This is a genomic window from Shewanella sp. 0m-6, from assembly GCF_052977325.1.
The window spans coordinates 1-18,749 of sequence record NZ_JBRIMD010000004.1 but is presented as its reverse complement, the minus strand read 5'-3'; the positions used below and the strand labels follow the sequence as shown (position 1 = coordinate 18,749).

The 18,749-nt window shown below is 43.6% G+C and carries 20 protein-coding genes; 16 read left to right on the top strand and 4 right to left on the bottom strand.

Translation table 11 applies throughout. From position 1 onward, the window contains the following. Positions 1–42: 42 nt before the first annotated feature. The 4 genes from hslU to tsgA all read left to right on the top strand — a co-directional run bounded on the left by hslU (position 43) and on the right by tsgA (position 4,065). Positions 43–1,368, top strand: a complete 1,326-nt coding sequence (hslU, locus tag ACVBJC_RS04040) for an ATP-dependent protease ATPase subunit HslU (RefSeq protein ID WP_447159790.1) — start codon at positions 43–45, stop codon at positions 1,366–1,368. 117 nt (positions 1,369–1,485) lie between these two features. Continuing rightward, the gene (locus tag ACVBJC_RS04035; RefSeq protein ID WP_447159791.1) at positions 1,486–1,881 is read left to right on the top strand and encodes a gamma-butyrobetaine hydroxylase-like domain-containing protein; all 396 of its coding nucleotides are present in this window, start codon (positions 1,486–1,488) and stop codon (positions 1,879–1,881) included. Positions 1,882–2,097: 216 nt separating this feature from the next. Further along, the gene (gene deoD / locus ACVBJC_RS04030) at positions 2,098–2,802 is read left to right on the top strand and encodes a purine-nucleoside phosphorylase (RefSeq protein ID WP_447159792.1); all 705 of its coding nucleotides are present in this window, start codon (positions 2,098–2,100) and stop codon (positions 2,800–2,802) included. A 93-nt stretch (positions 2,803–2,895) separates the two neighbouring features. Further along, positions 2,896–4,065 carry an MFS transporter TsgA gene (gene tsgA, locus ACVBJC_RS04025; protein ID WP_447159793.1) on the top strand — a complete coding sequence of 390 codons (1,170 nt, stop codon included), beginning with the start codon at positions 2,896–2,898 and terminating at the stop codon, positions 4,063–4,065. A 53-nt stretch (positions 4,066–4,118) separates the two neighbouring features. Here the strand turns inward: tsgA and ACVBJC_RS04020 are convergent, their stop codons facing one another. The 4 genes from ACVBJC_RS04020 to ACVBJC_RS04005 form a co-directional block, all read right to left on the bottom strand. Next, the gene (locus ACVBJC_RS04020) at positions 4,119–4,790 is read right to left on the bottom strand and encodes a Crp/Fnr family transcriptional regulator (RefSeq protein ID WP_447159794.1); all 672 of its coding nucleotides are present in this window, start codon (positions 4,788–4,790) and stop codon (positions 4,119–4,121) included. A gap of 82 nt (positions 4,791–4,872) precedes the next feature. Then, positions 4,873–5,928, bottom strand: coding sequence for an MJ1255/VC2487 family glycosyltransferase (locus ACVBJC_RS04015; protein WP_447159795.1), 1,056 nt, complete (start codon positions 5,926–5,928; stop codon positions 4,873–4,875). 9 nt (positions 5,929–5,937) lie between these two features. Next, complete coding sequence (locus tag ACVBJC_RS04010; protein WP_447159816.1) at positions 5,938–6,450, bottom strand: phosphatase PAP2 family protein; 513 nt, start codon at positions 6,448–6,450, stop codon at positions 5,938–5,940. 306 nt (positions 6,451–6,756) lie between these two features. Further along, positions 6,757–7,008, bottom strand: coding sequence for a YgjV family protein (locus tag ACVBJC_RS04005; RefSeq protein ID WP_447159796.1), 252 nt, complete (start codon positions 7,006–7,008; stop codon positions 6,757–6,759). A 338-nt stretch (positions 7,009–7,346) separates the two neighbouring features. Here ACVBJC_RS04005 and rraA point away from each other — a divergent pair, with 338 nt between their 5' ends. The 12 genes from rraA to hemB all read left to right on the top strand — a co-directional run bounded on the left by rraA (position 7,347) and on the right by hemB (position 18,221). After that, positions 7,347–7,832, top strand: a complete 486-nt coding sequence (gene rraA / locus ACVBJC_RS04000) for a ribonuclease E activity regulator RraA (protein ID WP_447159797.1) — start codon at positions 7,347–7,349, stop codon at positions 7,830–7,832. A gap of 230 nt (positions 7,833–8,062) precedes the next feature. Further along, positions 8,063–9,097: a formimidoylglutamase gene (locus ACVBJC_RS03995; RefSeq protein ID WP_447159798.1), complete on the top strand. Its 1,035-nt coding sequence runs from the start codon at positions 8,063–8,065 to the stop codon at positions 9,095–9,097. Between the two features lie 203 nt (positions 9,098–9,300). Further along, positions 9,301–10,056: a bifunctional demethylmenaquinone methyltransferase/2-methoxy-6-polyprenyl-1,4-benzoquinol methylase UbiE gene (ubiE, locus tag ACVBJC_RS03990; protein WP_447159799.1), complete on the top strand. Its 756-nt coding sequence runs from the start codon at positions 9,301–9,303 to the stop codon at positions 10,054–10,056. A gap of 11 nt (positions 10,057–10,067) precedes the next feature. Beyond that, the gene (locus tag ACVBJC_RS03985; protein ID WP_447159800.1) at positions 10,068–10,691 is read left to right on the top strand and encodes a ubiquinone biosynthesis accessory factor UbiJ; all 624 of its coding nucleotides are present in this window, start codon (positions 10,068–10,070) and stop codon (positions 10,689–10,691) included. Further along, positions 10,688–12,337, top strand: a complete 1,650-nt coding sequence (ubiB, locus tag ACVBJC_RS03980) for a ubiquinone biosynthesis regulatory protein kinase UbiB (RefSeq protein WP_447159801.1) — start codon at positions 10,688–10,690, stop codon at positions 12,335–12,337. Before ACVBJC_RS03985 ends, ubiB begins: the two co-directional genes overlap by 4 nt. Positions 12,338–12,397: 60 nt before the next feature. Next, positions 12,398–12,667, top strand: coding sequence for a Sec-independent protein translocase subunit TatA (gene tatA / locus ACVBJC_RS03975; protein ID WP_447159802.1), 270 nt, complete (start codon positions 12,398–12,400; stop codon positions 12,665–12,667). A 6-nt stretch (positions 12,668–12,673) separates the two neighbouring features. Continuing rightward, positions 12,674–13,069 (top strand): Sec-independent protein translocase protein TatB, encoded by a 396-nt coding sequence (tatB, locus tag ACVBJC_RS03970; RefSeq protein ID WP_447159803.1) that lies wholly within the window; start codon positions 12,674–12,676, stop codon positions 13,067–13,069. Positions 13,070–13,072: 3 nt separating this feature from the next. Beyond that, a complete protein-coding gene (gene tatC / locus ACVBJC_RS03965; protein ID WP_447159804.1) occupies positions 13,073–13,840 on the top strand; it encodes a twin-arginine translocase subunit TatC in 768 nt (255 codons plus the stop codon). A gap of 171 nt (positions 13,841–14,011) precedes the next feature. Next, positions 14,012–14,518, top strand: a complete 507-nt coding sequence (locus ACVBJC_RS03960; protein ID WP_447159805.1) for a hypothetical protein — start codon at positions 14,012–14,014, stop codon at positions 14,516–14,518. Beyond that, entirely contained in the window at positions 14,518–15,312 is a 795-nt protein-coding gene (locus tag ACVBJC_RS03955; protein ID WP_447159806.1) for a TatD family hydrolase, read from the top strand. Before ACVBJC_RS03960 ends, ACVBJC_RS03955 begins: the two co-directional genes overlap by 1 nt. After that, a complete protein-coding gene (locus ACVBJC_RS03950; protein ID WP_447159807.1) occupies positions 15,312–17,186 on the top strand; it encodes a sensor domain-containing diguanylate cyclase in 1,875 nt (624 codons plus the stop codon). Before ACVBJC_RS03955 ends, ACVBJC_RS03950 begins: the two co-directional genes overlap by 1 nt. Positions 17,187–17,210: 24 nt before the next feature. Then, the gene (gene hemB / locus ACVBJC_RS03945) at positions 17,211–18,221 is read left to right on the top strand and encodes a porphobilinogen synthase (RefSeq protein ID WP_447159808.1); all 1,011 of its coding nucleotides are present in this window, start codon (positions 17,211–17,213) and stop codon (positions 18,219–18,221) included. The last annotated feature ends 528 nt before the right edge of the window (positions 18,222–18,749 follow it).

The following is an 18,749-nucleotide window of genomic DNA, read 5'->3' as shown; positions in this document are numbered from 1 at the left end:
ATTCGTTTATACGAAAAATGCTGCAAAGCATGAGGAAAGATTATGTCTGAGATGACACCACGTGAAATTGTTCATGAGCTAGATAGCCACATTATTGGCCAGCAAAAAGCTAAACGTTCAGTGGCCATTGCCCTACGTAACCGCTGGCGTCGTATGCAGCTTCCTGCCGATCTTCGTCAAGAAGTCACGCCAAAGAACATTCTTATGATTGGTCCAACAGGTGTAGGTAAAACTGAAATTGCTCGTCGCCTAGCTCGGCTAGCAAAAGCGCCATTTATTAAAGTCGAAGCGACTAAATTTACTGAAGTGGGTTATGTCGGTAAGGAAGTCGAGCAGATTATTCGTGATTTAACCGACTCAGCTATCAAGCTTACTCGCGAAGAGCAGATCAAAAAATGTAAATTCCGCGCAGAAGAAGCTGCTGAAGAGCGTATTTTAGATGCCTTGCTACCTAAGCCGAAAGAAGATTGGGATAGCGAAAAAACGGATAGCAGCGCAACTCGTCAAATTTTCCGTAAAAAACTACGTGAAGGTCAGCTAGACGACAAAGAAATTGAGATCGATGTTGCCGCGCCGCAAGCTGGTATCGAGATCATGTCTCCTCCAGGTATGGAAGAGATGACGAACCAACTACAAAGCATGTTCCAAAACATGGGACCTGGTGCCAGCAAGCGTCGCAAGATGCCAATCAAAGAAGCTTATAAGCTATTGATTGAAGAAGAGGCGTCTAAACTGGTTAATCAAGAAGATCTTAAAGAGCAAGCCATTGAACTGGTTGAGCAACACGGCATCGTGTTCCTTGATGAGATCGATAAGATCTGTAAGCGCGGCGAATCATCAGGCCCTGATGTGTCTCGTGAAGGCGTTCAGCGCGATCTACTTCCTCTGGTTGAAGGTTGTACCGTTAATACTAAGCACGGCATGGTAAAAACCGACCATATCTTGTTTATCGCCTCTGGTGCTTTCCAGATGTCTAAGCCTTCGGATCTTATCCCTGAGCTTCAAGGCCGCCTACCTATTCGTGTCGAGTTAGATGCGCTGTCAGCAGGTGATTTCAAACGCATTCTAACTGAGCCGCATGCGTCGCTGACGGAGCAATATATTGCTCTGATGGGGACAGAAGGTGTCACGATTGAATTTACTGAAGATGGTATCGACAGTATTGCAGAAGCGGCATGGCAAGTGAACGAGCGCACAGAAAATATCGGTGCACGTCGTCTTCACACTGTTATGGAACGCTTAATGGAAGAGTTGTCTTATGAAGCTTCTGACAAGTCTGGTTCAGTGACGGTTATTGATGCCGCATACGTGAAAGCAAGCCTAGATAACTTAGTTCAAGACGAAGATTTAAGTCGCTACATTCTCTAAGCTAAACTTAGAAAACGAGCCACTGCAATAGCAAAATAAGTGATAGCGGTTAAGGACAATCTTGTGCTTAACCGCTATTGTATTTTCAATACTCTCTAAATCATTTTGGTTACATAGATGACTCAAGATAACAACACCCCAAATGTTGAAGCGCTTAAGCTGAAACGCAAATCTCGCCAGCTTGAGATGACATTCGATAATGGTGAAACCTTTCAGTTGAGCTGTGAGATGTTGAGGGTTTACTCGCCTTCGGCTGAGGTCCATGGCCACGGTAATCCAGTACTGGTGACCCACAAGAAAAACGTCAACATCACCGCTATCGAGCCTGTTGGTAACTATGCGGTAAAAATCGTCTTTGATGATGGCCATGATACCGGTTTGTTTTCTTGGAAAGTCTTGTACGATCTTGCCACCCACCAAATAGAGCTGTGGGAAAAGTATCTTGCTCGTCTACGCGCGGCAAAAGCCAGTCGTGAACCATTAATCGATATGACTGTGAAGTATCACAAGTAGTACGTTTTACGAGATCGCCTAAAGCCTTTTAGGTGATCTACATCTTCTCTTTCGACTGTAGTTATTCGTTCAAATCACAAAACTCTGCCTATACCCGCCACTTTTCTGTGAGCAAATACAAAAAAATGCGCATATTTCAGCCTATGCGGACTTATGTCCTCTATACATACCGCATCGAGATTTACTATCTGCTGCAATCAAAAAAGAGGATAACTCATGACTGCACATATCAATGGCAAAGCAGGCGATTTTGCTGAAACAATCATCATGCCGGGCGATCCACTTCGCGCCAAATACATCGCAGAGAATTTTCTAGAAGATGCTGTTGAAGTAACCAACATCCGTAATATGCTAGGTTACACCGGCTTCTATAAAGGCCAGCGCATATCGGTAATGGGCCACGGTATGGGTATTCCATCTATGGTGCTATACGCCCATGAGCTTGTTGCTGACTTTGGGGTAAAGCGCATTATTCGAGTCGGTAGCCTTGGCGCGACTCAGCAACACGTTAAAATTAATGACGTAATTCTAGCTCAAGCAGCGGGTACTGATTCACCCACTAACGCTAAGCGTAGCAGCGGTTATCAGATGGCCACTTCGGCAACCTTCGACCTACTGCATAAAGCCTATATGATCGCACAGCAAAAGCAGATCAACGTTAAAGTCGGTAACGTATTTAGTGGTGACATGTATTACGATCCTGATGAAGATATGATCCCAGCTCTTGAACGTTTTGGCGTATTAGGCGTCGATATGGAAGTGGCGGGTCTATACGGCCTTGCCCACCACAAAGGCTTTGAGTCACTCGCGATTCTAACGGTTTCTGACCACTGCTTAACTGGCGAAGAGACCAGTGCAGAAGCGCGTCAGCTCACCTTTAACCAAATGATTGAGCTGGCCTTAGAAACAGCCTGTCAATAAGACTCAAATAAGCCGCTCGAAGCCTAGCTTCCAGCGGCTTTCTTTTTAATGATTCGTTTTTAGCTGGTGATACAGCAACAATAGGAATAGATGATGAAAAACAAAATATCTCTAACCTTGCTCAGCTTTTTAGCCAATTTCGTGATGGCAGGCTTTGCAACCCAATTCGGTATGCTAATAGAACCGATTAGCGAAAAATTCTCTGCCAACGTAAATGAAGTCGCTTCCATCTTCTCGCTGCTTAATGGCGGCGCGCTAGCCGGTACTATTGCTGCCTTTTTCTTAATTGAAAAGATTGGTATAAAGCGTATCACCCTACTCAGTTATGTCAGTATTGCCCTGAGCGCTGCAGCCCTTCACTTTACCGGCTCACTGAGCATCGTGATGGTCGCAATGACGGTGATCGGCCTTTGTGGCGGTGTAGGCCTTTGTATTGCGGGTACGATAGTGGTATCGGTATGGAAGGACAAAATCCAAAGCACCATGCTAGTGGTACAAGATGCCACCTTTAACGTGGCAGGAGTGGTCTTCCCATTAATCACGACCTATGCACTAAGTAATGCACTTTCTTGGAGCTACAGCTACCTTGCCGTCGGTATCGTTGCACTCGCTACAGCAGCAATAGCACTCGCCACAAACTTCGAGCTTTGTGAGACTAAGGGCAAGACTGAAGCAAGCAAAGATCAATCGGAGTGGAACCTAGGCATTATTAGCGGCGGTTTAGGCTTATTTCTTGGTATGTTAGCGCTTTATACCTTCCTAACTTGGGCGCCGATGTTCGTTAAGACTAAATTCGACATCCCATTTGAAGAAGCCGGTAACATCATCACTCAGTACTGGTCTGCTGCTTTAGTGGGTGCGTTAGTATCAACAGTGATTGTATCGAGAGTTAAAATCCAACACTTTATTATGGGTATGATTTCACTGGCATTAGTCATTACCAGTCTTATCGTCACCACAGATAACTTAAACTGGATTGGCTATTTAACCTATGGCTATGGTTTTGCTTGTGCCGCACTGTATAACGCCTTTATCGCTTACGGTGTATCGTTTGTGAAAAATGCCAGTAGCCGAAATGTGTCGTATATCTTAATTAGTGGTAGTGCTGGCGCAATGTTCAGCCCAGCTATAAGCTCACTATTTGAAAGCATTATCGGACTACAAACCGTCATGTACGCAATTCCGGTTATCTACGCGCTTATCATTGCAATGTTGATACTGTCTAATCGCCAAAAAGTCGCGTTAACTCAACAAACAGCATAAAGCTCAGGCTCAGTTTGCACATAATAGCTCTAAACCTACATATAGGTTTAGAGCTATTCAATAAACGCTTTCAACCCTTCTAAATCACAAATGATGAGCCCCTCTTTTTCTCGCTTTATTAGTGTAAGATCTTCGAGTTTTTTGACTGCACGGCGATAAACCCTGTCAGTTGTCGCAAAGCGCTCCGCCTCTAAATAACATTTAGTAAACCCTTCTACCGGCTGGTCTTTTAAATACTGATGATAAAGATCATAGGCGATGTTATACGCTATCGGATAGAGCATTCTGCGGGTAAAAATATCGACTGTGTCCTGATAATCGATGGCTATTGCACTGGCAAAAAACAGTGCAAACTGCGGCGTTTTGAGCAATGCCTGTTGCAGCTTGTCACCATTAATAATCGAGATCTCTAACGTTTCCTCTGCAATGATATCCAGCTGGCATAGATAATCGGTAAAGAACTCCATTTCGCCAAATAGCTGTGAATCACAGGTCATGGTCCCCAACTGAAAGCTGCGGCCATTTCTGGCGGTATAGCCCATAGAAATCCGTCCATGAGGCACCAGGATTAACGCATTAACCTGTTGACCTTGCTGCATCAACTTGTGCTGCGCTGCTACAGTTTTGGTCTCAGTAATGCACTCTCGCATAATCTGCTCAATAGCATCATGCTCTTGCTCCCATAAAGAATGGAAGCGCCCTTTTGCGAGTGGTTTTAGCTGCATAGTTTTGTTGGTCTAGTTTACATTCAGGCGATTGATGTTTTTATTATACGCCTTTGTTAGCATACAGGGCACCTTGCTCAGGCTAGGGGCTCTTTTTCTGCCAACTCACTGGTAAGCTTACGTTGTCCCATAGTGCTTTGCATAATACCTCGGGCTGGCTCCAATTCCCTTGCAGTAACCATGTGACTAGCGCATCCCCCACTTCTGGGTATTGAATCGCTTCTGGCATGGGGTCTTTTAACCAACGCCTTAATGCATGCGGATCTAAATGTGTTTTCATGCACTCTGCCGCGCCTAACAGCTCTAGCGCTGCCACGTTAGACTGCTGCTCAAATTGCCCTAATAAAGGCTTAATCAATAACTTTTTACCCAGTGTTAATGCTTCGCTGGCAAGCTCAAAGCCCGCATTGCCAATCACCCCCCCACAACTTGCCATCGCCGCTTTAAAACCAGCTCTATCAAAACCATGCCACTGAATATGCTCGGGCAAAGGATGGCGAGCTGTAGATGCGTGATATACCAAAAAGGTATAGTCGCTAAAGGGGGTAAGAAATTTTATGATCTCATTCGGTGATTCAAAGGGGAGGTAGACTAAGATCTTGTGTGCTAGTTGTTTCTGCACTTTATCCACCTCGACAAACGGCGGTAAAATTGGAAAGCCGAAGTGATGCCAGTGACACCCTAAAGCAATATCCACAGGCGCAAAATAACTTAACATGACCTCATTAAACCAACTGTCACCCACTTTAGGGACGGGGTAGTTCAATGCGGCTTGGTGACTAATCCCGATAGAAGGGATGCCTTGATTTTTTGCGGCCCAGGCTGACACTGGTTCAAAGTCATTGAGCACTAAGTCATAACCGCTTAAGTCTAGATTCTTAATGTCTTTAATAAAGCCAAACCAGGCATTCTGTTTTGCGGTTTTTGCCACACTCACTCGACCATTTGCAGTGGCAAATGTCAGCCCAGATTGAACCTGATACTCACCAAAACATTGCATATCAAAGAACTGCTCTGATGAGCGACCAGAAAAAAAGAAATCAACATCTACACCTTGTCGCTGAAGGGCTTTTGCCATCACCCTGGCGCGGCTTAAATGACCATTCCCCGTACCTTGAACACCATAAAGAATTCGCACATGACACTCCTAAATAAATTGCTGACTCAGTAATACAGAGACGATGCCCAGCAATGCGCCTGCAACAATATCGAGTGGGTAATGCACACCCAGCACCACCCGAGCGAGACCTATAGCCAAAGCCCAAGCTACGGCGATGTAAAAAAGTTGCGGGTAAATAAAGTAGATACTGGTTGCCATAACAAATGCCGCTGCGGTATGACCTGATGGCAAACTAAATTTATCTGCGGGTTCAAAGCTTGCCACACCGTCAGCTAAGGCATGACAAGGGCGAGGCCTGCGGATCATATTCTTGAGTGCAAAATACAACGGTAACTCAACAAGGTATGCAGCAATCATCGAGTTAAGCAGATACTCACCTTTGCTATCGATGATGAGAAATATCACCGCCATATAAAGGTACACTGGACCGTTGCCAGATGCAGATAGGGAAAGCGCCCACTTTTGCAGCCCGTGCTGCAGACCTTGCTGGACTATATAACGGTAAAGGGACCTATCTAACGTCGTTATCGAAGCCATTATCATTACCTCCCAATTATTTTTACGCTCTTATATCATTGGCAAGCTATGAAAACTCCATGACACCACGGTGACAACTTATCTAAAGTTTTATGACACACATTAATTAAGTCTGAGCGAATGAACGCGATAACGGCCAGGTGAGCTTACAATTAGCGTGTATAACCACAATGAATAACGTCAGATAAGCGAATGCAATGACAAATGACAATGGAAGTAACGATGGGAAGTAAGGATAGGAATAAACAAACGGAGGTAACCAGCCCGATAGCAAAGTACACTAGGCTGGTTTAATAGGCGTTTTGCAGACTACTCAGAGGCAAGCTCAGCATTATTACGATTACGATAAAGCTTTAATAAATGGTATATGTTGATACAGGCAACGAAAGCATTCATACCCGCTACAGGCCATGCTTCAATTGATGCGCCGTAAATGACAAACAGCGAACATCCGGTAAAGTTAAGACATCTCAACCAAATAATGTCTTTCATCATAAGTGAAATCGCCACCATCACTGATGCGGCATAGCCGATGATCTCAATAGTATTAACAGCTTCCATAAGGCACCTTTTTTAGGCCCTATGCCTTCCCTAAGCTAGCTGGGGGATCCTTGCCCCTAAAGCGGGTAAAAATTAAAGTTTAAGTCAAATTATCTGACAACATGCTAACAAACATAGCCACTAATTGTAATAATAAAACGTCATATAATGACTTGAATCATGTTTTTGTGGCTTTATTGAACAAATGGGAGAAAAATTACTACAACAAACTCAAACGCTGTCTTAATAGACAATTGCGTGATTGATAACACTTTTCTTTTTAAGAATCCCTTATATACTGAGTGAAACTACTTGCTTGCTCGGACTTCTGAGCATCTCTATCTATCAGGAGTGTTCTTATGGAATACAACACCTCAGAACTTTGTGACACTTATATCGATGTTGTTGATGTTGTCGAACCCATGTTCAGTAATTTCGGGGGTTGTAACTCTTTTGGTGGCTCAATTAGCACCATTAAATGTTTTGAAGACAATGGCCTTATCATTGATGCCGTTCAAGAAGATGGAGAAGGTAAAGTACTATTAATTGATGGCGGTGGATCACTTCGCCGTGCACTTCTCGATGCCAAAATTGCAGAAGTCGCTGTAGCTAATAACTGGGAAGGTATCATCGTTTACGGTACTGTTCGTGATGTTGATGCACTAGAGGATTTAGACATTGGTATCCAAGCATTAGCCTCGATTCCTGTTGGCGCTGACAGCAATGCAGTGGGTGAACTAGAAATCCCGGTAAACTTTGGTGGTGTAACTTTCTTACCAGGCGATCACGTCTATGCTGACAACACTGGTATCATTCTTTCACCAGAGCCGCTAGACATCGACTAATCTGATAGAGAACAGGCGCTATTGAGCCATTTTATAAAGTCAGTTCTATAAAGTTAGTTCGTTTATTTCAGTCTCGAGCCAGCTCAAGATGATTTAAAAACCAGTCCTAAGTGACTGGTTTTTTTGTGCCTGTATTTATCCGTTAAGCTCTATACCTCTCTCCCCTACTTGCGAATAGGATTAATCCGCTTAAACTAACGGCTATCAGAGCTAACAATAAGAATAATAACATGCAGCATTTGACACTCTTCAACCAAGCCACACTTCTAACGCTGCTCAATACACGCGATGGCGAAACCAAGCTAGGACAAAGAGTTCAGCTTGCGGATCACAATTTAGATCTCAGCAGTAATTTGGCGCTGGCTAAACAAAATGGTGCGCGCTTTGCTCTTATCGGAATAGGAGAGGATATTGGTCCTCGGGCTAATTTAGGCAGAGGAGGCGCAACCGATGCATTTGATAGCGCCATGGGCCAATTTCTTAATCTGCAGTCAAACCGATTCCTCAGTGGCCAACAATGCTTAGTACTAGGGCAAATTAATACCCAAGATCTTCAGCTTCCTAATAGCGCGTCAGCTGATGAGTTACGCAACAATGTCGAGCTATTGGACGAGCGAGTCATGCTAATTCTGTCTCAGGTCTTTAGCGCAGGACTCGAACCTATCGTCATTGGAGGCGGGCATAACAATGCCTACGGCTTATTAATGGCTGCAAAAAGTGCATTTAAACGCCCTATCGCGGCGGTGAATATGGATCCACATTCAGATTTTAGGCCTAAAGAAGGCCGCCATAGTGGTAATGGTTTTAGCTACGCAGCAGCGTCGGGGGCACTAGGCTATTATCATGTAGTTGGCCTACATGAACTAAAAAATAGCGAAACGACACTCGAGCAACTAAAAGCTTTTGGTGGCCATTGGCATAGCTTGCAGCAGATCTGGGTTCGTCGTGAGATCAGCCTAGAAACAGCATTAAAAACGATAAGCAAAGATCTTAATAACACCCAACTTCCCGTAGCTATAGAGCTCGATCTTGACGCCATCACTAACATGCCAAGCAGTGCATCCACCGCCGCTGGTGTACCGTTACTCGATGCACTGCATTATGTCAGTTATATCGCCAAACATTGCCCAAGCGCCTACCTGCATTTAGCAGAAGCGGCGCCTAGTTGCCATGTTGCAGGAGCAGAAGCCGGCCACCGTGAAACAGGCCAAAGCATTAGTGAATTGATCTACTCCTACATAAGCGGACGTATTAATGCTCTATAGCCAGTAATAATTATTCAACATTGGTAAAGATTGTGGTGTAATGCGCTGTCAATTTTGCGATAGCCTGCGTCATCACTCATTTTTTATTATCATTCGATGGATAGTTAACCTTCGTCACAGAGTGGTAGATGAAAGATTCAGCAATCCAGTTCAATGGCTTACAATCGCAACAATTTAATTGCTAACGTTATAGGAATAGATAGATGTCAGAGGACACTCCAAAGAGCACTCACTTCGGTTACAAAACGATTGAAGCAGAGAAGAAAGCCGACATGGTCGCTGGCGTATTCCATTCTGTCGCCGCAAAGTACGACATTATGAATGACGTCATGTCTTTCGGTATCCACCGTATGTGGAAGCGCTTCACTATCGAAAGTGCAGGTGCGCGCCCAGGTATGAAGGTGTTAGATTTAGCCGGTGGTACCGGTGATTTAACGGCTAAGTTTTCTCGCATTGTCGGTGAAACAGGCCAAGTGACGTTAGCTGATATTAACGACTCAATGCTTAAAGTGGGTCGTGAGAAGTTAAGAGATAAAGGTATTGTAGGCAACGTGAATTACGTGCAAGCAAACGCTGAAGCACTGCCTTTTCCTGATAACCACTTTGATATCATCACCATTGCTTTTGGTCTACGAAATGTAACCAATAAAGATGCAGCGATTGCATCAATGCTGCGCGTATTAAAGCCGGGCGGAAAGCTACTGGTACTTGAGTTCTCTAAACCTCAGCATGAAATTATGCGTAAAATTTACGATCTGTATAGCTTTAAAGTACTGCCAAAGATGGGATCACTCATCACCAAAGATGCAGACAGCTATGAATATCTGGCTGAATCTATCCGTATGCACCCAGATCAAGATACCTTAAAGCAGATGATGGAAGATGCGGGCTTTGAACAAGTCAACTACACCAACATGACTGACGGTATCGTTGCCTTACACAAGGGCTATAAATTCTGATTGGACTCACTATGTCTCGTGACCTGCCATTACTTGCCTGCGCCGCGATAGAGATCAGTTTAAATAAGCTGATCTCGCAATCTCCTGAAGACTACGCAAAGTTGCGTACTCTTCACGGCAAGGTCTTATGCATTCAACTATCACAGCTCAACTGGCCGCTTTACTTTTTATTTGCCAAAGAGATCCAAGTTTTCTCTCGCTACGAAGGCGAAGTTACCACTAAAGTGAATGCCGATATCACTACGCTTTACCAGCTGACTGAAGGTGCCAACCTTACCGAGCTGATTAAGCAAGATAAACTCAGTCTCGAAGGTGACTTAAGCCTATTACAGACCTTTAGTCATTATATGCAGCAAATTGAGATTGACATAGCAGAGCCTATCTCACGCTATATTGGTGACGCGCCAACGCACTTTCTTAGCCAAGGCCTCAAACAAGCCAAAAATGACCTGACAGATGTGCTGCGTAAAACTCGCTCACACCTTGGCCAGCTCACAATCGAAGAATATAGGCTCGCTCCTCATAAACTCGAATATATCCATTTAAGTGATAGAATCGATGATTTAGCTGTCGATGTCGACGCTATGGCTACACGAGTAGACCAACTTATCAACAGGGTAAAAATGAAACCATGACAGTAAAAAGTATCAGGCGCGCTTATCACGTCATTCGTACTGCTTTGCATTACGGACTCGATGATTTAATTCCTTCTAAGTTAACGCCTTGGTACTTCAAACTGTTAAGGGGTTGCTTCTTCTGGCTACGAAACCAACACAAAGATAAAGTGGGTGGTGAACGTTTAAAGTTAGCAATGCAGGAGCTTGGGCCGGTTTACATCAAATTCGGCCAGATGCTATCGACGCGTCGAGACCTACTATCTGATGAATGGGCCGAAGAGCTTGCGATGCTGCAAGACAGAGTGCCGCCTTTTGATTCAGCCATTGCGCGTGCCTCTATAGAATCGGAGCTCAATGCCCCTATTGAAACCTATTTCGATGACTTTAACGATACACCGTTAGCGTCAGCTTCTATCTCTCAAGTTCATACTGCAACACTTAAATCTAATGGTGCAGCGGTGGTTTTAAAAGTTTTACGCCCCGATGTCGAACAAAAAGTACATGCTGACATCCTCTTGATGTCGCAAGCAGCCGCTGTCTTAGAAAGTTTACTCGGTGCCAATAACCGCTTACGCCCAGCAGAAGTGATTGAAGACTATCGCACCACAATTGAAGGCGAACTAAACCTCAAGCTTGAAGCCCTTAATGCCATAAAGTTACGTAATAACTTCCTCGATTCCAATGCGTTATATATTCCGTATATGTACGAGGAACTATGCTTTACCCGCCTTATCGTAATGGAGCGCATTGATGGTGTACCCGTTTCAGATAAAGCCGCGCTAGAGGCACAAGGCACTAACTTAAAGTTGCTTGCAGAACGCGGGGTGGAACTCTTCTTCACACAGGTGTTCCGTGATAACTTTTTCCATGCCGATATGCACCCAGGCAATATTTTTGTTAGCCGTGAGCACCCTAACGATCCTTTCTATATCGGTTTGGACTGCGGCATTATGGGCACTTTAACCGATGAAGATAAGCGTTACTTAGCTGAGAATTTTTTAGCCTTTTTCAATCGCGATTACCGCCGTATTGCTCAGTTATATATAGAATCAGGCTGGGTTTCGCCAGATACCGATGTCGGTGCATTTGAACAAGCAGTAAAAGTCGTTTGTGAGCCTATGTTCAACAAGCCACTGGATGAGATTTCATTTGGACACGTTTTACTCGAGCTTTTTAGAACGGCTCGGCGTTTTGACATCGTTGTTCAACCCCAACTGGTACTACTCGAAAAAACCTTGCTGTACATCGAAGGGCTAGGCCGTCAGCTATACCCACAACTAGACTTATGGCAAACAGCAAAACCTTTTTTAGAGCAATGGATGGCGGAGCAAGTTGGGCCAAAAGCAATGGCCGACAAGGTTAAGAAACAGTTACCTTATTGGGCCGAACATTTGCCAGAATTACCAGAGCTTATCTACGACAACCTAAAAATGGGTCGCAACCTATCTAAAAACCAGAATAATTTGTTAGATCGGTATCTCAAACATCAGCAAAAAGCTCATAAAAGTAACTATCTTTTAATTACATCAGCTGTTTTAGTGATCTGTGGCACTATTTTGTTAAACGAAGACGCTACACTATGGCCCTCTTATGGCAGTATTGGCATAGGCATCACTCTGTGGGTGCTCGGATGGCGATCTAGACCAAAGAATCGCAAAATTTAGCTAGACCTAAATAACCAAAGGTTCATAATGGAACCAGTATCTAATTAAGAGGATTCATCCATGGGTGGCATTAGTATTTGGCAACTTCTTATTATTGCTTTGATTGTCGTATTATTGTTTGGAACTAAGAAGTTACGTTCACTAGGCGGCGATTTAGGTGGTGCAGTTAAAGGCTTTAAGAACGCAATGTCTTCTGAAGAAGAAAAGAAAGCTTTAGAAGAAAACGCAACTGACAAACCAACTGCTGACACTGCAAAAGTGACAGAAACTGCAAAAGTTGCAGAGACAGCCGAGAAAAAGGCTGAGTCTAAAGGCAAAGAACAGGCGTAATCGACTATGTTCGACGGTATCGGCTTTATGGAGTTGCTGCTGATTGGGATCTTGGGCCTTGTCGTACTTGGCCCTGAAAGACTCCCAACCGCTGTGCGCTCAATTTCTAGCTGGATCCGCGCCATGAAAAAAATGGCTAACTCGGTAAAAGACGAATTAGAGCAAGAGCTTAAAATTGAGCAACTGCACTCTGATTTGAAAAATGCAGAGAGTCAGGGTTTAAAGAACCTTTCTCCAGAGTTACAGGATTCAATCGATCAATTAAAAGAAGCGGCTCAATCTGTTAATCGTCCTTATCAAGTAGAAGACGTTCCAGCGGCGAAGGATACACCAGCCAAAGAAACCCCTCCTGCAGAGACAAGTGCGACAACGAGTGCTAATTCAGACAAACCTAACGGGTAGTCCATGTCACAACAGCAGCCATTAATTAGCCATTTGCTTGAATTACGCACTAAGTTGCTAAAAGCAATTGGCAGTGTTCTTTTGGTATTTATTTGCTTAGTCTACTGGGCTAACGATATCTACCATTATATGGCCACCCCATTAATGCAAGTTCTGCCTGAATCAAGCAGCATGATTGCAACTGATGTAGCTGCGCCATTTTTTGCCCCTTTTAAATTAACACTGGTTCTGTCGTTTTTTGTTGCAGTTCCTTATGTTCTTTACCAAGTGTGGTCTTTTGTCGCACCTGGTCTATATAAGCATGAAAAGCGTCTGGTTGTGCCATTACTAACCAGTAGCACACTCCTTTTTTATCTAGGTATCGCTTTTGCTTACTATATAGTTTTTCCGGTCGTCTTTGGCTTCTTCGCCAGTGCCGCACCAGAAGGGGTAGAGGTCGCAACTGATATCAGCAGCTATCTAAGCTTTATTCTAAAGTTGTTCTTTGCTTTTGGTTTAGCGTTTGAAATCCCTGTAGCAGTGATTCTGTTATGCTGGGCAGGTGTAACAACACCTGAAGACCTGAAACAGAAACGCCCTTACATTGTTGTTGGCGCCTTTGTTATCGGTATGCTTTTAACGCCTCCAGATATTATCTCACAAACGATGCTAGCAATTCCTATGCTAATTTTGTTTGAAGCAGGTTTGATTGCCGCACGCTTCTACAGCAAAGGTAATCAAGACGACGAAAGCGAAGACGGAGATGAACAGAAAGAATCTGAGTCACAATAGACTTTCTTGTTAAGCTTATAAAAAGGTATTATCTCGTTATAAATCAACAGAGATAGTGCCTTTTTTTGTTTTTACAGCATTAAACCATCAATAACATTAATGTTTCAATTCGCCTAATAAAATGTAAAATCAGTCTAAAACCTGCTTTATAAAAATAAAAGGAAGTTATTGATGATCAAGCAACACTTATTGCTACTTACCACAGCGTCTTTACTTATCTCAAGCGGCGCCCATGCATCCGTTGAAACTCAGTTAACACAATGCGCAGCAATTCAAGATAAGCTCGAACGATTAATTTGTTATGACAAGCTTTCTTCATCACTAAATTCAACTAAAACTGGACAGCTCCCAGTTACAGAAACCGTCGCCGTTGCGGCATCAACCACTGCCGTCGCATCAACGGCAAACAAAACATCACATGATGACTTTGGCCAAGTAAAAAAAGCCGACAAAGAAGAGATAAGCAAGATCTACCTAGAGGTAGCAAAAGTATCTAAAGATGCTTACGGCGCCTTAAAAATTTCATTTGCCAACGATCAAGTCTGGAAACAAACAGATAACCGCACCTTCCGGATAAAACCAGGGCAAAAAGTCTTTATTGAAAAAGCGGCTTTTGGTTCATTTATGCTAGGTACGGATGACCGTAACACGACTATTCGAGTAAAGCGTCTAAAGTAATGCCTCAATATATGGATATAGCTGTCAATCTTATCGGCAGCTCGCTTGAAAAAAATATTCAACGTGTAATTGAAGATGCGACTAATCAGTCGGTCACTTCTATGGTTGTTATTGGTAGCCACTTAGATGAAAGCAAGCACGCTATCGCCCTATGTGAGCAGTTTCCTGATCAACTCTATAGCACTGCAGGTATTCACCCTCATCATGCCAGTGAATGGCAAACAAGTAGCGCTAACACTATCCGTATGCTTGCACAGTCGCCATGCGTCATTGCCATAGGCGAATGCGGTCTTGATTACAATCGAGATTTTTCACCACGGGATGTGCAGCGAAACGTTTTTGCTAAGCAGCTAGCGCTCGCTGTTGAGCTAGAAATGCCAGTGTTAATGCATGAACGCGATGCTCACCCAGATTTCTTAGCTATTTTAAAAGAATATCGCACAGATCTCCCCGCAGCGCTGCTGCACTGTTTTACAGGCAATATGCAGTCTCTCGAAGCTTATATAGAGCAAGATATTTATCTTGGGGTTACTGGGTGGGTTTGTGATGAGCGCCGTGGCCAAGAGCTGGCTTCGATTGTCCCGTATATTCCAGATAACCGTCTTCTTATCGAAACAGACAGCCCATACCTTTTACCAAGAAGTATGCGGCCAAAGCCTAAGTCGAGTAAAAACGAACCCAAATATCTACCTTATATCGCTCAGTATATTGCCGATCTAAAAAAACAAGACATGAGTACTTTTGCAGATAATACCTATAAAAATAGTCGCCGTTTTTTTGGATTGGATTTTTAATGCTTTTTCACTTTCAGCTTATTGCTCTTATCGCTCTATTCAGCTTTTCTAATATCGTCAATGCCGAAAACCACCAATTTGTCAGTGAACAACACACCACAGAGGTTCAGCTATCACCTCAGCTATATATTGCTGAGGCACTGCCAGACTCGAACATACAGCAAGCCGTAAACTTTACAGAGCGACAATGGCAACCATACGATCCTAAAAGCATCACAGGGATTGGGCAAAAATCGTATTGGGTTAGGTTCAGTCTTAAGCAGCAGAACCATGAACCTAGACAGCAGATTTTGTCGATAACCAACCCGCATATTGATTATATTGAGCTATACCATTTTAACCGTTCGACTCTAGTGGAGCAGCTAAATGTCGGCGATAACTATCCCTTTAGTCAAAGACCTATTCTAAGCACTGACTTTTTATACCCTTTTAGCAGCCAACAACATGATAGCCATAGATTCTACTTACGAATAAAGGGGACTGGCTCAGCGTACCTCCCTATCACCTTATGGAACAGCGACGCTTATTATCAAAATGCGGAGCAGCAGTCTATTTTCTATGGTTTTCAGATAGGTGTACTGATGGCTATTGGTATCTTTAGTTTACTGATTGCCATCACATCCAATTCATTCAGTTATAGCTATTATGCAGGTTATGTACTTTCTATTACTCTATTTGTCGCGACCCTGCACGGCTTAGCCTTTCGATTTATTTGGCCAAATTGGCCGATTTTTCAAGAGTACGCATTACCAGCCCTGCTAAGCTTATCAATGATGTTCGCCTTCCTGTTCTCAGAGAAGGTTATGCAACTAAAACATCACAACCAAGCCATGCTAAGGCTCTGCCGTTCCAGTGCAGCCCTTTCTGTATTGCTGCTGTTTCTTGGCTTACTACTTAACTACACGGCCGCGCTAATTATTAATATTTACGCCGTCATGTTTGCAAGCCTTATGCTGATGTATATGTCGGTGACCCAAGCAATTAAGGGCTACAAGCTAGCAAAACTATTTGCGATTGGCTGGGCGGGCATGATGCTAGGTGCGTTGATATCCGGGGCTATCTATTTAGGCCTGCTCAATTGGACTATTGACCCTAAAACCCCTTTTTTGGTTGGACTAAGCATAGAAGTTATTTTTATGGCTGCGCTATTAGCCATCCGCTATAACGACGAACGTTTATCTAAACAGAAAGTCCAAAAAGAGGCCTTAGCCCAAGCAAAACTTGCCAAAGACAATAAAGAAGAAGCGCTACGAATTGAAGCCAGAAGTAGTGAGCAATTAGCCCAAATGGTACAAGAGCGAACCCTTGAGTTAGAGATTGCTTTAAGAGAGCTTAATGAAGCGAATCAAAAGCTCACCGAACAGACAACAAAAGACAGCCTTACCGGCGTGAAAAACCGTAATTCATTTGATCGGCGTATTATTGCAGAGGGCCGAATTAGCCGTAGGCAGCAGTCTCCAATGGCAATTTTGATGCTTGATTTGGATCGTTTCAAATCAATTAATGACTCCTACGGTCACCTTGCTGGTGACCACGCCTTACGAGTGGTCGCTAATAAATTAAAAGAAAACTTAAAGCGACCAACCGATCTAGTATCACGTTTTGGTGGTGAGGAGTTTGCTATTATATTACCCAATACTGATCAAATTGGTGCTGAGCAAGTCGCTGAGACAATTAGAAAAGTTATCGATGAACTCGTTATTTACTGGGAAGGCAATGCCATCCCTCTAACGGTAAGTATTGGGGTGAGCAGTGAAATTGTCACCTCAGAAGAACATACCACCTTGTTATTAGAACAGGCTGATAAAGCACTTTATCAAGCCAAGAATGAAGGGCGTAACCGTATTAAGTTATACAGCCCTGAACAAGATTAATATCACCATCGTCTGGAGCCTAATGTGAATATTATTACCAGTGCCTACCCACAACGTAGAATGCGTCGTATGCGCAAACATGAATTTAGTCGCCGCTTAATGGCTGAAAATCGATTAACAGTTAACGATTTAATCTACCCAATGTTTGTTCTCGAAGGGAACAATCGCACAGAGCAAGTCGCCTCAATGCCTGGTGTTGAACGATTATCTATCGATCTTCTGCTTAAAGAAGCCGAAGAGCTAGTGGAACTAGGTATTCCTCTGATCGCTCTTTTCCCAGTGACTCCAGCTGAGAAAAAGACTTTGATGGCCGAAGAAGCCTACAATGCAGATGCCTTAGCACAGCGTGCTGTGCGCGCACTGAAAGAAGCCTTCCCTCAGTTAGGTGTGATGACTGACGTAGCACTTGATCCGTTTACGACTCATGGTCAAGACGGCATCATTGATGAAACCGGCTACATCATGAATGACATTACAACTGAAATTTTAGTAAAACAGGCACTATCACATGCTGAAGCTGGTGCAGATATTGTTGCGCCATCAGATATGATGGATGGGCGTATTGGCGCGATTCGCCAAGCGCTAGAAGAAGCTGGTCACGTTAACACCCAAATCATGGCGTACTCAGCTAAGTACTCTTCAAATTACTACGGACCTTTCCGTGATGCCGTTGGCTCAGCAGGAAACCTTAAAGGTGGCAATAAGCATAGCTACCAAATGGATCCAGCTAACAGCGATGAAGCCCTGCATGAAGTCGCTCTAGATATTCAAGAAGGCGCTGATATGGTTATGGTTAAGCCTGGCATGCCATATTTAGATATCGTTCATCGTGTCAAGACTGAGCTCGCTGTACCCACTTTTGCTTACCAAGTAAGCGGTGAATACGCGATGCACATGGCTGCAATTCAAAATGGTTGGTTAGCTGAGAAAGCTATCGTTATGGAATCATTGCTTTGCTTTAAACGGGCAGGTGCAGATGGCATTCTAACCTACTTCGCTAAACGCGCTGCTCAGTGGTTAAAAGAAGACAAATAATTTAACCTAGTCATTAAAAAGCCAGAGAATCCCTCTGGCTTTTTCATTCTCCCTTCATATTAGCCTCACCCATTATTTCCAAACCACCCACTAGACTCTTGCTCCTTTGAAAAACCAAGTGTTCTGTTTGCTACTAGAGCGTACAACAAAAAAACCTGATTTATACTAATCAATAAAGAGTTGTGATCTAATCTAGGTATCACAAACAACCCGTATTCCCCTTTTAAAAAACTACAGCGCTGAAGAAGCTTTGGCTTTATCTAGAGCAGAAAAAGATCCACGTAAACGGATCGGTTTACGGAGCGAACACATGTGGGTGAAAGTAAGTCGCTATAAATAAGCAGTATTTAGCATTGCTTGAAGGCAGAGAAGTGGTGACCGTCAAAATGGTAAAATGCTGTTATTGCAGGAGCAATATAACAGCCTTCGAAGCGAGAGAGTCCGTTCAGTAATACCAAACTGGAAAATTAACTGGTCACACTTGCCCAATCCCTAGAACACAATTTTGTCACTCGCTCTGAACTCTCA